General features: G+C 69.2%; 17 protein-coding genes and 1 pseudogene. 11 read left to right on the top strand and 7 right to left on the bottom strand.

Features of this window, described 5'->3' with window-relative positions; all coding sequences use genetic code 11:
- The first annotated feature begins 137 nt into the window (after window positions 1-137).
- The 9 genes and pseudogenes from EDD90_RS09050 to EDD90_RS09010 all read left to right on the top strand — a co-directional run bounded on the left by EDD90_RS09050 (window position 138) and on the right by EDD90_RS09010 (window position 11,337).
- On the top strand, window positions 138-1,223 hold the full coding sequence (locus EDD90_RS09050; RefSeq protein WP_123972578.1) for an LLM class flavin-dependent oxidoreductase: 1,086 nt from the start codon (window positions 138-140) through the stop codon (window positions 1,221-1,223).
- Window positions 1,220-1,833 (top strand): annotated as a pseudogene (locus EDD90_RS09045) (FMN reductase). The gene EDD90_RS09050 and the pseudogene EDD90_RS09045 overlap by 4 nt, the downstream one beginning before the upstream one ends.
- A 213-nt stretch (window positions 1,834-2,046) precedes the next feature.
- Complete coding sequence (locus tag EDD90_RS09040; protein ID WP_221305188.1) at window positions 2,047-3,213, top strand: MFS transporter; 1,167 nt, start codon at window positions 2,047-2,049, stop codon at window positions 3,211-3,213.
- A gap of 289 nt (window positions 3,214-3,502) precedes the next feature.
- Entirely contained in the window at window positions 3,503-3,994 is a 492-nt protein-coding gene (locus EDD90_RS09035; RefSeq protein ID WP_311737203.1) for a helix-turn-helix domain-containing protein, read from the top strand.
- 356 nt (window positions 3,995-4,350) lie between these two features.
- Complete coding sequence (locus tag EDD90_RS09030) at window positions 4,351-7,095, top strand: AAA family ATPase (protein WP_123972576.1); 2,745 nt, start codon at window positions 4,351-4,353, stop codon at window positions 7,093-7,095.
- A gap of 83 nt (window positions 7,096-7,178) precedes the next feature.
- On the top strand, window positions 7,179-7,946 hold the full coding sequence (locus EDD90_RS09025) for an alpha/beta fold hydrolase (RefSeq protein WP_260327744.1): 768 nt from the start codon (window positions 7,179-7,181) through the stop codon (window positions 7,944-7,946).
- Window positions 7,947-8,253: 307 nt separating this feature from the next.
- Window positions 8,254-9,504 (top strand): ABC transporter substrate-binding protein, encoded by a 1,251-nt coding sequence (locus tag EDD90_RS09020; protein WP_185148997.1) that lies wholly within the window; start codon window positions 8,254-8,256, stop codon window positions 9,502-9,504.
- A gap of 112 nt (window positions 9,505-9,616) precedes the next feature.
- Entirely contained in the window at window positions 9,617-10,510 is an 894-nt protein-coding gene (locus EDD90_RS09015; protein WP_260327743.1) for a carbohydrate ABC transporter permease, read from the top strand.
- Between the two features lie 11 nt (window positions 10,511-10,521).
- Window positions 10,522-11,337 carry a carbohydrate ABC transporter permease gene (locus EDD90_RS09010; RefSeq protein ID WP_123972575.1) on the top strand — a complete coding sequence of 272 codons (816 nt, stop codon included), beginning with the start codon at window positions 10,522-10,524 and terminating at the stop codon, window positions 11,335-11,337.
- A 104-nt stretch (window positions 11,338-11,441) separates the two neighbouring features.
- On the opposite strand, the gene EDD90_RS09005 is transcribed toward EDD90_RS09010, so the two are convergent.
- From EDD90_RS09005 to EDD90_RS08980, 6 genes are all read right to left on the bottom strand, one after another.
- A complete protein-coding gene (locus EDD90_RS09005; protein ID WP_123972574.1) occupies window positions 11,442-11,780 on the bottom strand; it encodes a GNAT family N-acetyltransferase in 339 nt (112 codons plus the stop codon).
- A gap of 56 nt (window positions 11,781-11,836) precedes the next feature.
- The gene (locus tag EDD90_RS09000) at window positions 11,837-13,558 is read right to left on the bottom strand and encodes an MFS transporter (protein ID WP_123972573.1); all 1,722 of its coding nucleotides are present in this window, start codon (window positions 13,556-13,558) and stop codon (window positions 11,837-11,839) included.
- Between the two features lie 168 nt (window positions 13,559-13,726).
- On the bottom strand, window positions 13,727-14,464 hold the full coding sequence (locus EDD90_RS08995; protein WP_123972572.1) for a YoaK family protein: 738 nt from the start codon (window positions 14,462-14,464) through the stop codon (window positions 13,727-13,729).
- A complete protein-coding gene (locus EDD90_RS08990) occupies window positions 14,445-14,969 on the bottom strand; it encodes a DoxX family protein (protein WP_123972571.1) in 525 nt (174 codons plus the stop codon). The genes EDD90_RS08995 and EDD90_RS08990 overlap by 20 nt, the downstream gene beginning before the upstream one ends.
- A 43-nt stretch (window positions 14,970-15,012) precedes the next feature.
- The gene (locus EDD90_RS08985; protein WP_123972570.1) at window positions 15,013-15,675 is read right to left on the bottom strand and encodes a hydrolase; all 663 of its coding nucleotides are present in this window, start codon (window positions 15,673-15,675) and stop codon (window positions 15,013-15,015) included.
- Between the two features lie 127 nt (window positions 15,676-15,802).
- Entirely contained in the window at window positions 15,803-17,692 is a 1,890-nt protein-coding gene (locus EDD90_RS08980) for an amidohydrolase (RefSeq protein WP_123972569.1), read from the bottom strand.
- A 417-nt stretch (window positions 17,693-18,109) separates the two neighbouring features.
- Between EDD90_RS08980 and EDD90_RS08975 the strand changes: the two genes are divergently transcribed.
- Both EDD90_RS08975 and EDD90_RS08970 read left to right on the top strand, forming a co-directional pair.
- A complete protein-coding gene (locus EDD90_RS08975) occupies window positions 18,110-19,081 on the top strand; it encodes an alpha/beta hydrolase (protein ID WP_123972568.1) in 972 nt (323 codons plus the stop codon).
- A 20-nt stretch (window positions 19,082-19,101) separates the two neighbouring features.
- A complete protein-coding gene (locus tag EDD90_RS08970) occupies window positions 19,102-19,821 on the top strand; it encodes an alpha/beta fold hydrolase (RefSeq protein ID WP_123972567.1) in 720 nt (239 codons plus the stop codon).
- A 73-nt stretch (window positions 19,822-19,894) separates the two neighbouring features.
- Here the strand turns inward: EDD90_RS08970 and EDD90_RS08965 are convergent, their stop codons facing one another.
- Window positions 19,895-21,025, bottom strand: a complete 1,131-nt coding sequence (locus EDD90_RS08965; protein WP_123972566.1) for a low temperature requirement protein A — start codon at window positions 21,023-21,025, stop codon at window positions 19,895-19,897.
- Between the last annotated feature and the right edge of the window lie 23 nt (window positions 21,026-21,048).

Raw genomic sequence — 21,048 nt, 5'->3', positions numbered from 1 at the left:
CACAGGCAGCGGCCCACCACGCGGGCCGGGAGAGGGCGCTGACGGGCAAGCTCCCCTGCGCGCACAGGCATGACGACCGTCCGGCCGGTGCCTACATTTCCGGCACTCACACAGTCACCGGAACGAATAGGCACCCCATGCAGTTCGGAATTTTCTCGGTGGGGGACGTGACCCCCGACCCGACCAATGGCCGTACCCCGTCGGAGCAAGAACGCATCAAGGCGATGGTCGCCATCGCGCTGAAGGCCGAGGAGGTCGGCCTGGACGTCTTCGCGACCGGTGAGCACCACAATCCGCCGTTCGTGCCGTCGTCGCCGACCACGATGCTGGGCTATATCGCCGCCCGTACCGAGAAGTTGATTCTTTCCACCGCCACGACGCTGATCACGACCAACGACCCGGTGAAGATCGCCGAGGACTACGCGATGCTCCAGCACCTGGCCGACGGCCGGGTCGACCTGATGATGGGGCGCGGTAACACCGGCCCGGTCTATCCGTGGTTCGGCCAGGACATCCGACAGGGCCTCAACCTCGCCAAGGAGAACTACGCGCTGCTGCGTCGCCTGTGGCGCGAGGACGTCGTGGACTGGGAGGGCAAGTTCCGTACGCCGCTTCAGGGGTTCACGGCCACGCCCCGGCCGCTGGACGGCGTACCGCCGTTCGTGTGGCACGGCTCGATCCGCTCGCCCGAGATCGCCGAGCAGGCGGCCTTCTACGGCGACGGCTTCTTCCACAACAACATCTTCTGGCCCGCCGAACACACCAGGCAGATGGTCCAGCTCTACCGGCGGCGGTACGCCCACCACGGTCACGGGCGGCCCGAGGAAGCCATCGTCGGCCTCGGCGGGCAGGTGTTCATGCGGAAGAACTCCCAGGACGCCGTCCGGGAGTTCCGCCCCTACTTCGACAACGCGCCCGTCTACGGGCACGGGCCCTCGCTGGAGGAGTTCACCGAGCAGACTCCGCTGACGGTGGGCTCTCCCCAGCAGGTCATCGAGCGGACGCTGTCCTTCCGTGCCACCGTCGGCGACTACCAGCGGCAGCTGTTCCTGATGGACCACGCGGGGCTGCCCCTGAAGACCGTCCTGGAACAGATCGACGTCCTCGGCGAAGAGGTGGTGCCCGTCCTGCGGAAGGAGTTCGCGATCGGCCGCTCCGCCAAAGTGCCGGACGCGCCCACCCACCAGTCCCTGCGGGCCGTTCAGGAGGTGTCCGCCGCATGAAGCTCGTCGCCGTCTCCGCGGGGCTGAGCACCCCGTCCTCCACACGCCTGCTCGCCGACCGTCTCGCCGAGTCGGCCCGCGGCGAACTCGCCGCTCAGGGCCACGACGTGGACACCGAGGTCATCGAGCTGCGCGAACTGGCCGTCGCCGTCGCCAACAACCTTGTGACCGGCTTCCCGTCCCCCCACTGGCCGCCGCGATCGACACGGTGACGGGGGCCCACGGCCTGATCACCGTGACCCCCGTGTTCACCGCCTCCTACAGCGGGCTGTTCAAGTCCTTCTTCGACCTGATCGACCCGGACGCCCTCACCGGCAAGCCGGTCCTCGTCGCGGCGACGGGCGGCACGGCCCGCCACTCCCTGGTCCTGGAACACGCCCTGCGCCCGCTCTTCGCCTACCTGCGCGCCGCAGTCGTCCCCACCGCGGTGTACGCGGCGTCCGAGGACTGGGGATCCGGCGGTGACGAGTACACCGAGGGCCTGCCCGCGCGCATACGGCGGGCGGGCGGCGAGCTGGCCACCCTCATGGCCGCCCGTCCGGCCGAGGAGACGCCCGAGGACGACATCACCGTGCTCGAACGGCAGCTCTCCGACCTGCGCTTCGACTGAGGCGACCCCCGGCGGATCCCGAAGCGAACACGTCGTCAAGCAGTATCTGTCCAGTGATCCGGTTGCGTTCCGGTCCGGGCTCGCCGCGGCAGGTTCTGGCCCGGCCGGACTCTCGGGCCGGGCTGCCCGGTCCTCACCAAGAAGGTACCCATGTCCGAGTCAGCCGATCTCCAGGCCCCACGCCTGCCCGCCACAGGAAAGACCTCGCACGGCGTGTCGGGATGGCTGATAGCGCTTCTTGCCATTGCCTCCGGCATGACCGTCGCCAACCTTTACTACGCCCAGCCGCTGCTCTCCTCACTGCGTGACGTCTTCCACGTCAGCACGACGGGTGCAGGTTGGCTGATCACTCTCACCCAGGTCGGCTACGTGGTCGGCATGCTTTTCCTGGTCCCGCTCGGCGACCGGTTGGAGAAGCGCCGCCTGATCACCGTGCTGCTGGCGGTCACCACGCTCGCCCTCGTCACGGCCGGACTCGCCACGAACTTCCCCCTGCTGCTTACCGCGTCCTTGATCAGCGGCACCACGTCGGTCGTCGCGCAGATCCTCGTGCCCTTCGCCGCGAGCCTCGCCCCCGACCACGCCCGCGGCCGCATAGTCGGCCGGGTGATGAGTGGCCTGCTCACCGGCATCCTGCTGTCCCGGACCCTCAGTAGCCTGGTCTCCGACCTCGCGGGCTGGCGCGTCGTCTACCTCGGCTCCGCCGCCCTCATGGCCGTCCTGGCCGTGGCCCTGCACGCCGCTCTGCCGCAGCACGCGCCGACCACGAACATCCCCTATGCCCACGTGCTGCGCTCCACCGTCCAGCTGGTGCGCACCCACCCAGAGCTGCTGCGGCGCGGGCTGTACCAGGCGGCGATGTTCGGTTCGTTCAGCGCCTTCTGGACGACCATCTCGTACGTCCTCACCGGGCCCCGGTTCCACTACTCCGAGGTGGGGGTCGGCATCTTCGCCCTCGTCGGTGCGGCCGGTGCGGCAGTGGCCCCGTTTGCCGGGCACTGGGCCGACCGCAAGTTGACACGGCCCATGACCGGTGCCGCCTTCGCCGTCGCTGCTGTGGCGTTCGCGCTCGCCGGCTTCGGACAGCGCAGCATCGTCCTGATCGGTTTGGCCGCGATCCTGCTCGACATGGCCGTGCAGACGACTCTCATTCTCGGCCAGCACACCATCTACCAGCTCGACCCCGATGCGCGTGCCCGCCTCAACAGCGCCTTCATCGCCACCTTCTTCCTGGGCGGTGCCGTCGGCTCCCAGCTGGGCTCGCTCACCTACTACGCCCGCGGCTGGACGGCGGTGACGCTTGTCGGTGGGGCTCTGCCGCTCCTGGCACTCCTGTACTGGGCCTCGGAACACCGAGCGGGCGGCCCCACCGCACGGTGACAGCAGGACGGACATCGCTGATCATGCGCAGCCGCTCCCGCTCGGTGCGGCCCGGCAGAGTCGGTCCGCCTGGCGGGCGCCGACAGGCGTGCCGAGGGTCTGGGAGAGTCCGACCTGCAACGACTTGCGGCGACACCCATCCGTCCCGGCACAGCGTTACACCGATAGCCGACGGGTACGTTGCCGCCGTGTCCACGAGCCGGGTCAGAAAGGGTGACAGCAGTGAGCCCTGGCCCGCCATACCGTCGACCTCCTCACCGTCCTGGTCGGGGAGCGACTTCACGAGGAGGTGGGTGACACATCGAGCGCAGCGCGGGTGCTGCTGCCGCGGATCCAGGTGTTCATCGACCGGCACCTCGCCGATCCGGACCTGACGCCGGAGGCCCCAGCCCGCGCCCACCACATCTCCGTACGCTACCTGCACAGGCTTTTCGAGACCGAGGACGTCACTGTCGGTCGATGGATCCAGCGCCGCCGGCTGCAGGAGTGCCGACGTGAGCTGGCCCGCCGGGAGGCGGCAGGCCGGACCATCGCCGCATTGGCTCGCCAGTGGGGTTTCACCAGCGCCGCCCACTTCAGCCGGGTGTTCCGGGCCGCCTATGGGATGTCCTCTGCCGAGTGGCGGGACTCCACGGCGCGAGCGCCTCGTACGCCTCCGTCGCCGAGTGGAGTGTCAAGGGTGTCGGATCCCGTGCCGGCTTTGCGGCCTCGGTGTTCCCCTCTGCCGCCGGCCCGGAGTGACGTTCACCTCGCCGGTGATGCCGGGGACACAGCGGCCTGAGGCGAGGAGGTTTCCCGGCCAAGATCACGATCTTGCTGGGCGCCCAGCCCGTACGGACACCCGATTCGACGAGCTCAGCCTCGATCCCTGTAAACCGTCCAGTCGGGCTCGCCCAGCGGGCCGGCGACGGCATTCCGCCCAGCCGTGCCAGGGCTTCCGCCGGCGGCATGGCCGTCTCCTCCTGTGTACCGAGTTGTGCACTGAGCTGCTGCTCTTGTCATAGTGGACACCCGGCGTACCGTCCGCGCCTGCCGGACCCGCCTTCCGGCACCGGCAGCCGACGCCCAAGGGCCAAGGCGCCGGTCGGTATGGGTGAGCCCGGCTTCGGCCGGGGAGTGCGGACAGGAGGGGCGTGAGTGGCGGGGTCAGTCGGGTCGCTGTCCCGAAGCGGTCTGCGCGGCCGGGAGGCCGAACTCGAAGAGCTGCAGACACTGATCGCCTCGGTGGCCCGCACTGGAAGCGGCGCGCTGGCCCTGATCCGGGGGGAACCGGGAATCGGCAAAAGCACGCTGCTTGCCGAGGCCGTCGCCTGGGCCGGAGCAGCGGGATTCTCAGTCGGCCTCGGCAAGGCCGATGAACTGCATCACATCGTGCCGCTCTCGTCGTTGGCAGCCTGCATCCTGCACGGCGATCAGCCGCTGCTGTCCGGCGATGCGTTCGCCGATCTTGCGCGCCATCACGATCAGCGGATCTGGCTGGTGGAACGCCTGGCGGAGGCGATCGAAGCCAGAGCCGACAGCGTGCCGGTGCTGATCGCCCTGGACGACGTGCAGTGGGCCGACCCGCTGAGCCGGTTCGCCCTGAAGCAGCTTCCGGCACGTTTGCGGACCTCGCCGGTTCTCTGGATGCTGACCGGGCGACAGGAGCCGGCCGGGCCGGTGGAGGAGGTCGTCGCAGCTGCGAAGGGCGAACTCGCGGCGGTCACTGTGCCATTGGGGCCACTGTCCGCCGCGGCCATCGGCGAGTTGGCCGGCGACACGCTGGGTGCGGCCGTCGACGAGCGGGTACGGGACCTGCTCGACGGAGCCGGCGGGAACCCCTTTCTGGCGGTCGAGATGCTCGCGGGACTGCGGACCGCCGGTGCCACGGGTGAGCCTGTGCACCCAGGGCTCGTCGTGGGTGTGCGCGGCAGACTCAGATCCCTGCAATCCAGCACACTGCGATTCCTTCAGATGGGAGCGGTGCTGGGACGCAGGTTCGGCTTTTCCGAGGCCGCCGCGCTCTGCGGCCAACCGCCCACCACGTTGATCGCGGCGCTCGAGGAGGCGGTGCGCGCCGGACTCCTGGACGACGACGGGGATCATCTGGTCTTCCGGCATGATCTGCTGCGCCAGGCGGTCTACGTCGACATCCCGCCGTCGGCCCGGAAGGCTCTGCACCGAGAGGCTGCCAAGCACCTTGTCTCCGCGGGCCACCAGCCGATCGACACGGTGCCGCACATCCTCAAGGGCGCCCTGCCTGGAGACGAGGAGGCCGTGACGCTGCTGCGGCGAGCCGCTGATGACGTACTGCCCGTCGCGCCGGGCCTCGCGGCCGACCTGATGACGCGCGCCCTGGAACTGGTGCCGCCCGCGAGGCCGTTGAGCTTCGTAGTGGGTGAGCAGGCGATCGTCTGCCTGACACGGGCCGGCCGGAATCGAGAGGCGCTGTCGACCGGCGACCGGCTGCTGGCCTTCCGGCCGCCCGTGGAGGCTTTCAGTCGGTTGCAGGCGGCCCTGGGCGGGACGCTGTGGAACATGGATCTCGCCGACGAATTGCGCCGCCGGGCCGAAACGGCCCTCGCAGTCGGGGGCGCCGCCCCGGAGGTCGGGGCGAGGCTGGCCGCCCTGCGTACGCTGGCTCTGTCGCGAGGGCATGATCTTGTCGCGGCACGTGAGGCCGGCGAGAACACGCTGCGCGACGCCATCGCGATCGGTGACCGGGAGGCGCACGTCCTAGCGCTGTTCGGGCTCGGCGAGATCGCGCTCAACACGGGAGACAACGCCGTCGCACTGGAGCGCTTCACCGCGCTCAGCGCCGTCGATTCCGCCTTCCTTCCCGAAGAGATCGTCGCGTACCAGCACCTGGATGACTTCGAGTCCAGCGAACGGCTGCTGCAGGCAGCAGACAATGCCGGGTCGCCCCGTCAGGCAATGCTGCTGTGGGCCCAGGCCCAGCAGCATCTGGGGCTTGGCAGGCTCGACGACGCCGAGGCCGACTTCGTGACGATGGAGCGCCTGGAAGAAGACGTACAGGTACCCGTCCAGCAGCTGAACTCTCGCGTGATCCGCTCCCGGATCGCACTTCTGCGCGGCGACCGGCAAGCGGCGCGGCAGCACCTGGCCGCAGCGCGGGAAAGACTGGTGATCAAACCGAACCCGGGCAACACGGCCGCGGTGCGCTTCCTGGAAGCGGTCCTCGCCGAGGACGACGGCGACATCGGGCTTGCGATCGACAAGATTCGGCAGGTGCAGGAGACAGGTTCCTTCATGCGCTGGCGGCTGTTGCGCACCTGGGTCGACTCCGCGATACGCGTCGCTCTGCGAGGCGCGGACCAGGGGCTCGCCGAGGACCTGGCCGCACAGGCCCAGGCCCACGCCGAACGCAACCCGGCCGTGCCCACCGCCACCGGCATCGCGGCGCAGGCCCTCGGGCTTGTGAACAAGGATCTCGCCATGCTGGAACGTTCCGTAGCACTGCTCAAGGCGAGCCCTCGCCCGCTGGTCCGGGCCGCCGCCTCCGCCGACCTCGGACAGGCACTACTGGCAGGGGGCCGGAAAGCTGAAGCAGTGGCCACCCTGGCTCACGCCCATGCCACGTTCGCCGAGTCAGGCGCCCACGCGGCAGCGGCACGCGCGCAGCGTGACATGCGTGGTGCGGCGGCCGGCGGTCGCAGGTCGGAGATCAGGCAGCGCCCCGTCCAGGGATGGGAGGCCCTCACGGCCTCGGAGAAGAAGATCGCCCGCCTCATTGCCGAGGGTCACACCAACCGGTCGGCCGCCGACCTGCTCGTCGTCTCCCCGCACACGGTCAACACTCACCTGACCTCCGCCTTCCGCAAGCTGTCGGTCAACTCCCGGGTCCAACTCGCCAACCTCGTCATGGCCTTGCGCGACGACTGAGCGGACACGTTGGTACGTTCACGCGATGCCTGCCCCACCTGGACGCGCTTGGCTGGGACCGAACGTATTCGGAGGCCACCGACGTGCACGGACCCACCCCCGTACTGCCGACCATCGTGCTTGTGCACGGGGCATTCACCGACGCCTCATCCTGGGCGGGGGTCATCAGACTTCTTCAAGCCGCCGGACTGACGGTGCGTGCCCCGGCGAACCCGCTGCGCGGCCTGGCGCAGGACGCCGCCTACATCAGGAGTGTGGTGTGCCACCTCGACGTCCCGGTCGTGCTGGTCGGCCACGGCTACGGTGGTGCGGTCATCACGCAGGCCGCTGCCGACGCCGACAACATCGTGGCGTTGTGCTACGTCGCGGCGTTCGGCCTCGACGCCGGAGAGTGCGTTGCGGACATCACGAACCGTTTTGCCCCGATGCCGGTGACCGACGCGACCGTCACCGTCGCTCTCCCCGGCCGGTTTCCCGCCGAGCCGGACAGCGAGCTGTACATCCGTAAGGAACGCTTCCCGCAGGTGTACGCCGCCGAGCTGCCGCCCCGCGTCACGGATGTCCTGTCCGCGGCGCAACGCCCGATCGCCTGGAGCGCGCTGACCGGAAGATCGGGCCCGCCGGCGTGGGCCTCCAAGCCGTCCTGGTACGCCATCGCGACCGCCGACCGGATGCTCAACCCCACCGCTCAGCGCTTCATGGCACAGCGCATGGCGGCCACCGAACACCTGCTGGACGGTACGCACGCCGTCGTGCTGTCGCAGCCCGGCGCCGTGGCATCGATGATCCGCGAAGCCGCCGAACAGGGCACTGGTCGCGGAGACGGCGACAGGCTTCGACGAACCTTGTGAGCGGATGAAGGAGGCAACGGCAGAGTCTCGCCGGGTGCCGTGTCCTCCCAGAGCCGCTGTGTGGCGGGACGGCCACCGTCGAGCAGCTCAATGGCCGCAGCCTGTCCTCGCAGCTGACCTGGGCGAACGCCGGGCTTGATGGTCACCGGGAAGTCGCTGCTACAGACCGTTTTGTGTTACCGACCCGGACGTCATGGCCTTGACCCGTGCGCTTACGCTGACCGAGTCGTCACGGGACCCTCGAAACTCCTGCACTTCCCGAGACCGACATTCCGGCCACAGATGTCACTCGGGAACAGGCACCATCATGTTTTCACCGGTCAGACTGCCGGCGCGGCGGTTCGCCGCCGTCTTCGGATCCGTCGCCCTGGTACTGGCTGCCACCGGCTGCGGTGGCGGAACCGGCGGCGGATCCGCCACCGGCAAGGTCACCTCCATCACCGCGCTTGACTACTACACCGACGCAACCGAACACAGCCAGTGGGGCACACGCCTTACCGCCTGCGGCAAGAGCGTCGGCGTGAAGGTCGAGCACACCAGCGTTCCAGGCGCGTCGCTCATCCCGAAGGTCCTGCAGCGGGCGTCGTCACGGACCCTTCCCGACCTGTTGATGCTGGACAACCCCGACCTGCAGCAGATCGCAGGGACCGGCGCGCTGACCCCACTGGACCAGTACGGCATCGACTCCAGCGGCTTCGCCGAGGGCATCCTGTCGGCGGGCACCTACAAGGAAAAGGTGTACGGGCTGGCACCCACCGTCAGCACGATCGCGCTCTTCTACAACAAGGACATGCTCGCAGAGGCCGGCGTCGCCGTGCCGAGGACCTGGGACGAGCTGAAGGCGGCGGCGGCCAAGCTGACCCGCCCGGGACGCTACGGCATGGCGGTCGACGCCAACGCCACCTTCGAGGGCACCTGGCAGTTCCTGCCCTTCCTGTGGTCCAACGGCGGGGACGAGAAGCAGTTGGACACACCGCAGGCCGCGCAGGCACTCCAGCTGTGGGTCGACCTGGTGAAGAGCGGTTCCATGTCGAAGTCCGTGCTGAACTGGACCCAGGCCGACGTCCACGACCAGTTCGTCGCCGGCAAGGCAGCCATGATGGTCAACGGCCCCTGGCGGATCCCCGCCCTGAACCAAGCCAAGAACCTGCACTGGGCGGTGGCACCCATCCCTGTCCCCCGGGCGGGGCAGGCACCTGTCACACCACTCGGCGGTGAGGTGTGGACGGTCCCGCAGACCGGTTCCGAGGCCCGGCAGGAGAAGGCCGCCCAGGTACTGGCCTGCCTGAACGACTCCAAGAACATGCTCGCCCTGGCCAAGCAGTACTTCACCGTTCCCTCCCGCACCGCGGTGGCCTCCCAGTACGCCGAACAGCTCCCGTCGATGGCTGCCTTCGTAAGAAGCGCTGAAGGGGCCCGGGCCCGTACCCGCGAGCTCGGCGTCAAGTGGCCGAAGGCGGCGACCGGGATTTACACTGCGATCCAGTCCGCGCTGACCGGCGAGCAGACACCGGAGGAAGCGCTCAAGGATGCACAGCTGATCGCGACGGGGTCCTGATCTGTCCAGGGCCCTGCGGACCGGCACCGGGCAGGAAGCCGGCGCCGCCGACGCCGGGACACCCGGCACTGGTGCGACAGAGGACGAGGACGCGCGCCGCAGGGAGAGGGCCGTGGTCCGGGCACGCAGGTGGGAGTCCCTCGCCCAGGGGATGTTCATCGTGCCCGCCGCGGCGTACCTGCTGCTCTTCTTCGGCTACCCGATCGTCAAGAACATCGTGATGAGCTTCCAGCAGTACACGCCCGCGACGTTCTACACCGGTGCCGCGCCGTTCGTGGGGGTGGAGAACTACTCAAGGATCCTGTCGTCGGACCTGTTCCCCAAGGTCTTGCTGACCACGGTCCTGTTCACCGCCGGCTCGCTGTTCGTGCAGTTTGTGCTCGGCCTGGCGTTCGCCCTGTTCTTCCAGCGGCGCTTCCCGCTCGCCGGTGTTCTGCGGTCCCTCCTGTTGCTGCCGTGGCTGCTGCCACTGGTCGTCTCCGGAACGACGTGGAGGTGGATGCTCGACACCGACTCGGGAGTCGTCAACAGCACACTCCGTCACCTCCACCTGCTGCCGTCCGGCATCCCCTGGCTCACCGGCACCTCGCAGGCGCTCGTGTCGGTGATCCTGATCAACATCTGGGTCGGAATACCCTTCAACACCACGATCCTCTACGGCGGCCTACAGGACATCCCTACACATCTGTACGAGGCGGCGAAGCTGGACGGCGCCGGTCCGGTGAAGTCGTTTCGCCATGTCACCTGGCCACTGCTGCGGCCCGTGGTCAGCGTCGTTGTGGTGCTGGGCGCGGTCTACACGGTCAAGGTGCTGGACATCATCCTCGTGGTGACGGGCGGAGGACCGGCCGACGCCACGGAGACCCTCGCCACCCAGTCCTACGAACTGTCCTTTCAGCAGTTCGAGTTCGGACGCGGCGCCGCGATGAGCAACCTGCTCATCGTCATCTCGCTCGTCTTCGCCCTCGTCTACCTGCGCGCCAACCGGCGCGCCAAGAACGCCTGAGAGGAGGTCTCGTGAAGCGCGCGCCGAAGCGGGGCTGGCCGTCCACGATCGTCGGGATCTTCCTGCTCGCGCTGATGCTGTTTCCCGTCTACTGGATGGTGAATGCTTCCCTGCAGCCGGCGGGCAACGCACTGTACGGAGCCTGGTTCCCCTTCCACCCGGACTTCAGCGGTTACGCCACGGCACTGCGCGATCAGGGACGCAACCTCGTCACCAGCCTCGTCGTGGCTCTCGGCAGCGTTGCGCTCAGCCTGGTGCTCGCCGCCCCGGCGGCCTACGCGCTGGCCCAGTTCCGCCTCCGAGGAACCAACCTCGTGGTCTTCGGCGTTCTGATCACACAGATGGTTCCGAGCATCGTCGTGGCCAACGCGCTCTACAGCGCGTATACAGACCTGGGGCTCCTGAACTCCTACCTCGGACTGATCCTCGCCGACTCGACCGCCGGAGTCCCCTTCGCGATCATCATCCTGCGTTCGTTCATGCAGGGCATTCCCAGGGAGATCATCGACGCCGCGCGAGTGGACGGCGCGGGGAGGCTGCGCGTTCTCCGCTCCGTGGCGCTTCCGGTGAGTGTGAACGCGTTGATCACCACCGCCCTCTTCACCTTCCTCTTCACGTGGAGCGACTTCCTCTTCGCCCTCACGCTGACCACCACGGAGACCGTACGGCCGATCACCCTGGGCATCTACCAGTACATCGGCGCCCACACGAACCAGTGGAACGCCATCATGGCCACCGCCGTTCTGGCTTCCGTCCCGGCGGCCGTGCTGCTTGTCGTCGCTCAGCGCCACGTCGCCGCCGGCGTCACCAGCGGAGCCACCGAATGAGAGGCGGTCCCCTCTCCATGCCTATACGTCGGTGACCTCCCGATGGTCAGCGAAGGTCCCAGCTGCGAGGCGGGAGGACGCCGCCGCATGGCCTCTCCCGGCCGTCAGCCCAACTCCGTGTTCAGCCACTCCAGGATCTCCGGGGTCACCGGGTCGGTGATGTCGTTGAACTCCTCATGCCGGTTCAGGTACTTGGCCACATAGGGACAGACCGGCACGATGCGCTTGCCCGACGCGCGCACATCGGTGAGTGCCTCATGGACCAGTTGCGCGGCCAGCCCCTGTCCGGCGAAGGCGTCGTCGACTTCCGTGTGGAAGAAGACCCGCTGCTCACCACGGTCGCGGTACGCGGTCAGGCCGACGCGCTTTCCGTCGACGAGGATTTCGTATCGGTGTTGGTTGTCCACCCGCTCGACGGTCGGTGTGGCGGAAGGCTGGCTCATCGGGATCCTTTCGGTTGGTGCTGGTCAGCGGCGCGGTGGATTTCCACGCGGTGCGATCACCTTTCTGTTTCGACGACTTGGTTCGTTGCCTGCTGGTCCTGTTCCTTCGGTACGCGACGGAGGCTCGGCGTCGGGATCCCTTCGCCGTCTTCCGGGACGACGGGTCCCGAGGACGTGTCGAAGGCATGGGTGACCTCTGGCCGGGTGCCGGGGACGAGTAGACGGCGTGCCTGCTCCTCGTAGCGGCGGTCGGTGAGGGTGAGCCTGTCGCTGTGCTGGGCGAGATGCTCGGACCAGGAGGCGACGAGGTAGTTCTCGATGAAGTGCCCGGGATCCTGTCCGTCCTGGTACAGCCCCCATGTGAGGGCTCCTGTGCGCCGCCGGGAACGGGCGACGTGATCCATGCAGTCACTGAAGGCGGATCCGTTCCCGGGGGCGACGCGGTAGGAGACGGTGACCAGCACGGGGCCGGCGGCTGGCCCGGGCTCGAACACCAGGGGCGGGACCGGCCAGTGCTCGGACAGGGAGGGGTCGACGCCCTCCGCCCCGTACAGCGGCCAGCGGCGCAGGCTGATGGTACTGACCAGGAGCAACGCGCTGCCGGCCAGGAGGGGGACGGCGAGCCCCAGCCGGTCGGCGAGGGCGCCCCACAGTGGCGCCACCAGCGCCTGGCCGCCTTGGAAGACAAGGAGATAGACGGCGAGGCCACGGGCCCGGACCCAGCCCGGGAGCCGCGTCAGCATGGCCGCGTTGAGGGTGGACAGGACCCCGATCCACGCCAGACCCGCGAACAGCAGCACCACCGTCACCAGCCACGGGATGTGTACGGTGGCCAGTACCACCAGGACGCCCGCGAAGACCAGGGCACCGCTGCCCAGAGTGCCGTTGGCGCCGAGCACCCGGTTGCTGTGGGGCAGTACGAAGGCGCCCGCGACCGCTCCGGCGCCGACCGCGCCCAGGAGTAGCCCGTAGCCGCCCGAGCCCAGGTGCAGGGAGCGGCTCGCGACAAGCGGCAGCAGCGCCCACAGAGCGGCGCCACCAGGGATGAACAGCATCATGCGCAGGAGGACCCGGCGGATGCCCGGTGCGTACCACACGTAGCGACGGCCCGCGTCGACGGCGGTCAGCAGCTTCTCCCCGCTGGGGGCGGGGACAACAGTCCGGGGAGGCCGCCAGAGCAGCAGGACGGCGGCGATGCCGAGATAGGAGGCGGCGTTGAAGGCGAATACCCACCCCGCGCCCGCCGCTGCCACGACCACTCCGCCCACGGCCGGTCCGAGGGCGCGGGCCAGATTCATGTTGACGCCGCCGAGCGCAGCAGCCTGCCCTAGCTGGCGGCGTTCCACCAGCTCCGGCTGGATCGCCTGCCAGGCCGGGCCCATCAACGCGGTGCCGCATCCCAGCAGGAAGGTGAGCACCAGCAGCAGCACCGGGGTGAGCGCGTCCGCGAACGCCAGCGCGGTGAGCGCGCCGGAGACCGCGAGCATGGCCAACTGCGCGGCCAGGAGCACCCTGCGACGGTCGTAGCGGTCGGCGACCACGCCCGAGGGCAGAGCCAGGAGCACGACGGGCAGGCTGGAGGCCGTCTGGACGAGCGTCACCAGTGCCGCGTCGTGCCCGATCAGCAGCCACTGGGCGCCCACCATCTGCATCCAGCTGCCGATGTTGGAGACCAACTGGGCGATCCACAGCGCCCGGAAGACGCGCGCCGCGAGCGGCGCCCATGGCGAATCCGGTTTTGGGGAGTGTGTCGGTGTGGTGGGTGGTGCGGGGCTCATGATGGTCCATGCGGGGTGGGTGCGGACGCGTTTGGCTCCGGCAGATGCCGCGTATGCCACGCGGCTGTTGTCGTGTTGAAACTAGGATCGGCCCACCGGCTGTTGTTGACCGTCAGCGCACAGGGTGTGTGCCCTCAGCGCAGTGCCACGGGTGGGCCGGTGTGTCGTTCAGGGCCGTGGCCGGATCCAGGTGGCGTCGCCGGTCGAGAGAAGGTGGGTGCTCACGGAGGTGACCGCGAGCAGCACCAGCGTCAGGCCCAGAATGAGGACGAGATGGCCGTGCAGGACGAGCTGCGCTCCGACGAGGGCGCCGAGGAACATGGCGAGCACGGAGAGGATCCGGCGGCCGGGGCGTGGCGCCTCGCCGCCGGCCGGGGTGGAGTCCGCTGCCAGGCCCGTCAGGGTCAGGGTCAGGACGGTCGTGGTGAGGTCCGGAACGCCCAGGCGTCGGGCGACCGCGTTCTGTAGGCCCATGGCGAGCCCCAGGCACACGATGAGGGTGTACCGGACATCGGTGGTGACCTTGCCGTCCGATACGGCGGCGACCACCACGGCGACCGCGACCAGCACCGTCTGCACGGCCGTCGCCGTGCGCAGCAGGTGCCCGCGGTGCATGGCGAACCGCGTGCCGAGCCTGCCTCCTGCGAGCGCGCCGAGGAGGAATGCGGTCAACGAGACGATCGACGCGAGCGCGGACAAGCTCTTGGCGCCGGCCAGGGCGAACCCGAGGAAGACCACGTTGCCGGTCATGTTGGCGACGAAGACGTGTCCGAGCGCCAGGTAGCTCACGGCGTCGACAAGGCCGGTGGCCACCGTCAGGATCAGCATCAGAGGAGGCAGCGGGCCGTGCCGTTCCTCTCCGCGCGGTACCAGGGTGCGGACCGCGTCACTCAGCAGCCGGTGCATAACGCGTTCCTTCCGTTGCGGTGGCCGGCCGGTGCAGCACCACGCGGGTGAGCAGTGCGCTCGCCGGCCCGATCACGATCACGGCGGCGGCGAGCCACACCGGCCAGGAGGTGACCCCCAGTGCGTGGTCCACGGACCATCGCCCGGCACCGGTGAGGGCCAGTGCGGCGGAGACGACGACAAGGACGAGGGGGTATTCGTAGCCGTCGTTCTGGACCCACAGTCCCTTGGGCCGCTTCACGGTGCCCGCGACCGTCATCACGCCCATGGCGACCATCGCGGCCAGGGGCGTGAGCAGGCCGGCCGCCAGGAAAAGGCCGGAACCGATCTGACTGGCTCCCGCGACGAGGGCGGTCAGCCGGCCGCCGCGGAAGCCGTCACGGCGGAACTCCTCGGTCCCGCCCGCCAATCCGTTGCCTCCGAGCCGGAAGCTCACCTTCTGCACCCCGTGCCCGGCGATGAGCAACCCCACCACCAGCCGGAGGACCAACAGTCCAGCGTCCATCGTGTTCCTGCCTGTTCCTGGCGTTCTTGTTCCAGCGTGAGGATCAGCCGGCGGCGTGGGCGCCGATGACGGCCTGCGCGTAGACCATCCCGAGGCCGTAGGCCCCGCCGTGCTCCTTGACCACGTCGCCCACGGCGGCATACGTCTCGGTACGGGCCCAGTCACGCTGGAGCTCCAGGAGGACCTGTACCCAGGTCACCGGGACCGCGCCGCCCTGCACCATGCGCTGGATCGCGTGCTCGTGGGCCTGCGGGCTGACACCGCCGGACGCGTCGGTGACCACGTAGACCTCGTAGCCCTGGGCGATGGCGGAGAGCGCGGGCAGGACGACGCAGACCTCGGTCCACAGGCCGGCGATGACGAGCTTCTTGCGGCCGGTGGCCTTGACCGCCTCGACGAAGGCGAGGTCCTCCCAGGCGTTCATCGTGCTGCGGTCGATGATCTTCTGCTCGGGGAAGACCGCCGCCAACTGCGGCATGATCGGGCCGGAGAACGACTCGGCGGCCACGGTGCTCAGCACGACCGGCACGTCGAACGCCTTGGCGGACCTCGCCAGGCCCACGGTGGAGTTGATGATGGCGGTGCGGTCGCCGCTGCCGGTGCCGAAGAACATCTGCGGCTGGTGGTCGACGAACAGCACCGCACAGTTGTCCGGGGTGAGCAGGTCGGGGCTGGGGGCGGCGGTGACCTCGGAGATGTTGACCATGAGTGTGCCTTTCTCGGTAAGTGGTGGCGCGAACCGCTGTCCGTGCCGTGGGAAGAACCGTCCGGTTGGACGGAGCTGGTGGGTGTCCTGGAAGGTGCGGCTCAAGAGCCAGGCGCCTTATGGGAGTTCAGAGAACGAAGCAGGGATCGAAGGGGGTGCTCGCGGACTCGGGAGTGAGACCCCGCGCGATGCGCCACTGGCGGTGCTGCTCCGATTCGGCGATGGCCTGGCCGAGCAGCTCCGCCTGGCGCGCGCCGGGAGGGGCCGCTCGACGGGACGCCTGGTAGCCGCCGAAGTGGGCTACTGGGCTCCAAGCAGGGCTGACGGGGGGAAGTTCCTCGTCGAGGCCCTCGTACTCGGCGGCGGCGTAGACGATCCGGCCGCCGGTCACGGTCAGCAGCGACTCGATGTGTGCGATGTCCGGTTCGGGCACGGCGAAGTAGTCCTCGGACAGCACCGCCAGGTCCGCGTAACACCCCGGCCGCAGCACGCCCTTGACCTCGTCCTCACCGGTCAGTGCGGCTCCGGCGCGCGTGAACATCGCCAGCGCCGTCTGCCGGTCGACGCGGTTCGTCGGCGGGCGCAGCGCCAGATCGCCGACCGAGCGGCCGCTGACGAGCCAGTGCAGGGCGACCCAGGGGTTGTAGGTGGAGACCCGGGTGGCATCGGTGCCGGCGCCCACGGTCAGCCCGCGGTCCAGCATGGCTCGGACCGGCGGGGCGTCCGCGGCGGCTCCGGGGCCGTAGCGCCGTACGAACGCCTCGCCCTGGAAGGACAGGCGGTTCTGCACGGACATCGCGCCGCCGAGCGCGGCGATGCGGTCGAGGCTGTCCGGGGAGACAGTCTCCGCGTGGTCGAACAGCCACCGGTTCCCGCCTGGGAAGAGCCCTTCCGAAGCGAGCTTCTCGAACACCGCCAGGTCACGGCGGATGGTTTCGTCATAGGTGGCGTGCAGCCGGAATCCCCAGCCGTTCTCCATGAGAAGGCGCACGGCCTTCTCGAATTCCACCTCGTAGTCGGGGGAGTGCTCGGGGCGCGGCTGGGCGAAGTTCTCGAAGTCCGCCGCCGCCCAAGTGAGATTCTCGCCGGCTCCGTTGAGACGCAGCCATTCGTCCCCGTCCTCTGGACGGACCATGCCGATCCAGCGGGTGAGGTCGTCGATCTCCTGGCCTGCGGTCTGCGGGAAGAGGTGATAGGCGATGCGCAGGGAGAGCTGTCCTTCCCTGGCCAGTTCCGTGACCGTCTCGTAGTTATCGGGGAAGTTCTGGAATCCGCCCGCCGCGTCGATCGCCGAGGTGAGGCCGAACCTGTTCAGCTCCCGGAGGAAATGGCGGGTGGACGTCTTCCTGTGCTCCTCGTCCAGCACCGGCGCCTTGGCGAGGGTCGAGTAGAGGATCAGGGCGCTGGGGGACGCCAGCAGCATGCCGGTCGGTTCCCCGTCCCGGCCTCGCACGATCTGGCCGCCCCTGGGGTCGGGTGTGTCCCTGGTGAAGCCGGCGGCCTTGAGTGCCGCCCGGTTCAGCACGGCCGACTGGTACAGGTGCAGGACGAACACCGGGGTGTCCGGTGCGGCGGCGTTCAGCTCGGCGACGGTGGGCAGCCGCCGCTCGGCGAACTGCTCGGCCGACCAGCCGCCGACCACCCGCACCCACTGGCCCTTGGGTGTGCGGGCCGCCTGCTCGCGCAGCATGGCCAGCCCCTGGCGCAGGGTGCGGACGCCGTCCCAGCGCAGCTCCAGCACGTAGTTGAGGCCCCCGCGGATCACGTGCAGATGAGCGTCGTTGAGGCCGGGGATCACCCGTCGCCCGAGCGCGTCGACCACCTTCGTGCCCGCGCCGACATGGGGAGCGACGTCCTTGTCGTCACCCATGACCGTGATGACGCCGTCGTGGATGGCGAGCGCCTCCGCATGCGGGCGGCCCGGGTCCCCGGTGTGGATCTTCGCGTTGCGGACGATGAGGTCCGCGGCATTCTCGATGGCATGTGGAACCAGCCCGCCGACAGGCATTGTTGACATCTCTTGAAACTCCTCTGGGAAATCGACTTCGATTCGAGTCATGGTCGGAAGCGGCGGGCTTCGGCTGGTCCGTCCCGCTCGCACGCCCGTTTGCTCGAATCGCACCGAGCGAATTCCACCGACACTCGTCGTGCCCTGAGAACGAGGACAGGCCCTGTGCGTGAGAGGCCGCGGCTGCTTCACCATCACGATAGGCACGGCAGATTCGCCCCCATGTTCTGCCCGTGCACAGAACTTGTCCTCTCGTGCACTGACTCGTCCGCGCTCTGAATGTGATGGGAGAGGTCGAAGGCAGCCGTGCACTGTGAGGACAGCAGCGGTGCGCCCGTGGGCAATTGCCGCGTGCTCGCTGGTCTTAGCGTGGCGGCCGTATTGCCGGAAGGGCCGCCGTCCCCATGACCATTCCAGGAGATTCACATGTCCGATGCCATCGAGCCGGTTCAGCCGGTGCTGGAACCCGCGGCAGCCGCTTTCGCTGAGGCGACAGCCAATCCGCCGTACCTGTTCGACCTGCCTCCGGCGGAAGGGCGCAAGGCCGTCGACGAGGTGCAGTCCGGCGAGATCGACAAGCCGGCCGTCGACGAGGAGTGGATCACCGTCTCGGGCGGTCCGACGGGCAGCGTCCGCGCGCGCATCGTCAAGCCCGCCGGGGCCGGGGACGCCCTGCCGGTGATCCTCTACATCCACGGCGCGGGCTGGGTGTTCGGCAACGCACACACCCACGACCGGCTGGTGCGGGAACTCGCCGTCGGCGCGGGCGCCGCCGTGGTCTTCCCCGAGTACGACCTGTCGCCCGAGGTCCGCTACCCGGTCGCCATCGAGCAGAACTTCACGGTCGCCCAGTGGGTCGTGCGGCAGGGCGCGTCCAAGGGCCTGGACGGCAGCCGCCTCGCGGTGGCCGGCGACTCCGTCGGCGGCAACATGACCGCCGCGCTGACCCTGATGGCCAAGGAGCGCGGCGATGTCCCGCTGCTCCAGCAGGTCCTGTTCTACCCGGTCACCGACGCGAACTTCGACACCCGCTCCTACCACCAGTTCGCGGAGGGCTACTTCCTGCGCCGCGACGGCATGCAGTGGTTCTGGGACCAGTACACGACCGACGAGGCCGAACGGGCGCAGATCACCGCCTCCCCGCTGCGCGCCACCACCGAGCAGCTCGCGGGTCTGCCCCCGGCCCTGGTCATCACCGGCGAGGCGGACGTGCTGCGCGACGAGGGCGAGGCGTACGCCAACAAGCTGCGCGAGGCGGGCGTTCCGGTCACCGCGGTCCGCTTCCAGGGCATCATCCACGACTTCGTGATGCTCAACGCCCTGCGCGGGACCCACGCCGCCGAGGCCGCCATCACGCTGGCCACCGGCACCCTGCGCGCCGCCCTGCACACCGCCTGAACCCGAGGAGACACCCCGACATGACCACGACCACGCCCACCGTCCTGCTCGTCCACGGCGCCTTCGCCGACGCGGCCAGCTGGTCCGGCGTCATCGCCGAACTCCAGGGCTACGGCATCCCCGTGATCGCCCCGCCCAACCCCCTGCGCGGCCTCGCCGCCGACGCCGCCTACGTCGCCTCCGTGGCCGCCCAGATCGACGGCCCCGTCGTGCTGGTCGGCCACTCCTACGGAGGCGCCCTCATCACCGTGGCCGGCGTCACGGAGAACGTCGTCGGGCTCGTCTACGTCGCCGCCTACGCCCTGGAGGAAGGCGAGAGTCTCGGCGAACTGCAGGGCCGCTTCCCGCTCTCCCCGCTGGCCAGCAACCTGAAGCAGTGGACGTACCCCGTTGAGGATGGTGACCCCGCGGTCGAGGTCACCATCGCCGCCGACGCCTTCCCGTCGGTCTTCGCCGCTGACGTGCCCGCCGACGTCACCAAGGTCCTGGCCGTGGCCCAGCGGCCACTGGCCGCCGCGGCGTTCGAGGAGACGGCCGCCGCGGCCGCGTGGAAGACAAAGCCGTCCTGGGCCCTGGTGGCCGGAGCGGACGAGGCGATCAACCCCGAGGTCGAACGGTTCGGCGCCAAGCGCGCCGGGGCGACCGTCGTCGAGATCGAGGGCGCGTCGCACGCGGTCGCCGTCTCCCAGCCCAAGGAGGTAGCCGACCTGATCCGCGTCGCCGTACGGGCGACGAGCTGAGATGAGGGGCAGACCAGCTGCGCGGACGAACTCGTTTCGTCCGCGCAGCCGTGTTCTCACCTCAGTGCGGCACTCACTCGGTCCGGTCGGCCACCGTGACCACGACGACCAGAGCCGCCGCCAGCAGACCGGCGATTACGGCCGGCGCCGGGAAGCGACCGGCCACCAGCACAGCGACCGCGACAGCGGGAAACGCAAGCTGTTCGGCCCCGCTCCGCTGGTGCGGCCGGACGTGTATGGCCCACACGGTGATCAGGAAGATCGCTGCCGGCATGGTGATCGCGCCACCTGCTGCCGGCGATGGGACATCGGCGCGCCGCGTGATCAGCTTGGCGTACGCCGCCAGGCCGGCCCCCTCGGCGGCCGCCGAAGCGAAGATCAGGTAGTGGCCGTACGCCCAGGTGAACCTCTTGCGGTGGGCTTGGTGCGTCGTGGCGAGCAGAGTGTGCGCCGGTCTGGCGAAGTACAGCCACCACATGGCGAAGACCATGAGCAGGCCACCTGCTGCCAGCAGGTACAGCGCACCGGCGTTGTGGTGCTGGTCGAAGGCGCCGCGGACCGCCGTCGTGGCGGCTGCGACGGACTCACCGAGCACGATGAGAGTGAACAGTTCGTACCGCTCGGCGATGTGGTGCGGGTGCCACGGGGTCATCCCGGCGGACTGCGCCCACACCGGGACGGAAAGCTCGGCGACGATCAACCCGATGATGGCGGGCAGTTGTGCCGGGGCCGGGAGGAAGAGCACTCCGACCCAGCCGATCTGGCAGCCCGTCACTCCGACGGCGAAGCGAAGCGCCGTCCGCCGCCGGCCGGGGTCCGATCGCGCGGCACGCAACCATAGGACGGCCAGGGCCGTACGCAGTAGGGCGTATCCCAGCGTGATGACACGCAGGTCGCCTTCCTCGAATGCCCGTGGGACGCCGGCGGCGAGAATGAGGGACCCCGTGATCTGGACCAGCACCGTCAACCGGTACGGGACGTCGTCCGGGTCGTAGGCGGAAGCGAACCACGTGAAGTTCATCCACGCCCACCAGATGGTGAAGAACACCAGCGCGAAGCGCAGGGAGCCCGTGATGTAGTGCCCGCCGGTCACCGCTGTGCTCAGGCTCGCTGACGCCTGCGCCACCGCTATGACGAAGCACAGGTCGAAGAGGAGTTCCAGCGATGTGGCGGTCCTGTGCGGTTCACCTGGGTCCCGGCCCATGGTGCCGCCGGATCGCCCGTGCC

It is taken from the genome of Streptomyces sp. Ag109_O5-1, assembly GCF_003814875.1.
Classification (GTDB): domain Bacteria; phylum Actinomycetota; class Actinomycetes; order Streptomycetales; family Streptomycetaceae; genus Streptomyces; species Streptomyces sasae.
This window is presented reverse-complemented; position numbering and strand designations above follow the sequence as displayed.